We start from the raw sequence: 566 nt of genomic DNA, 5'->3' as shown, positions 1-566 counted from the left end.
AGCGCTATGGAACCACCCGATCCCATCCCGAACTCGGAAGTGAAACGTAGCCGCGCCGATGGTAGTGCAGCCTAAGCTGTGCGAGAGTAGGTCATCGTCAGGATTTAAACCTAAAACCCCGCTGCCAAAAGCAGCGGGGTTTTTCTTTGTCCGGAGCAAAGACAGGCCTTTGGCAGCGGCCGCGGGCTTTTGTGGGAGCGGCGCTGGGTGGCCTAGGGCCATCAGCCGCGAGCTCGTAGCTGATCGATCGCGGTAGAGCGTAGCCATGCCGCGCTGGGGCCTTACCAGGCAACCAACGGCGCACGCACTTGTAGGAGCGGCGTCAGCCGCGAAGCTCGTAGAAATAACGAGGCAGAAAGGCTCGAGCGAAGCCAGAAGCCAAAAGCTCCCCTCATCCCAACCCTTCTCCCGCAAGCGGGAGAAGGGCTAAGGCAACAGCAACAGCCAACAGCAACAGCCAACAGCCAACAGCCAACAGAAACAGCCACCAGCAACAGCCAACAGCAACAGCCAATAGCAACAGCCAACGCCAACGCCAACGCCAACGCCAACGCCAAAGCCAAAGC

1 rRNA gene is annotated in these 566 nt (G+C 59.5%); it reads left to right on the top strand.

What is annotated here, in order from left to right:
* A 5S ribosomal RNA gene (rrf, locus tag ACVOMB_RS21105) occupies nucleotides 1–103 on the top strand; the annotation flags it as partial.
* Nucleotides 104–566: the final 463 nt, after the last annotated feature.

This window comes from Stenotrophomonas sp. STEN018 (assembly GCF_056760235.1).
Note: the sequence above shows the minus strand (reverse complement) of the source record. Positions and strands in the feature narration are given on the sequence as shown.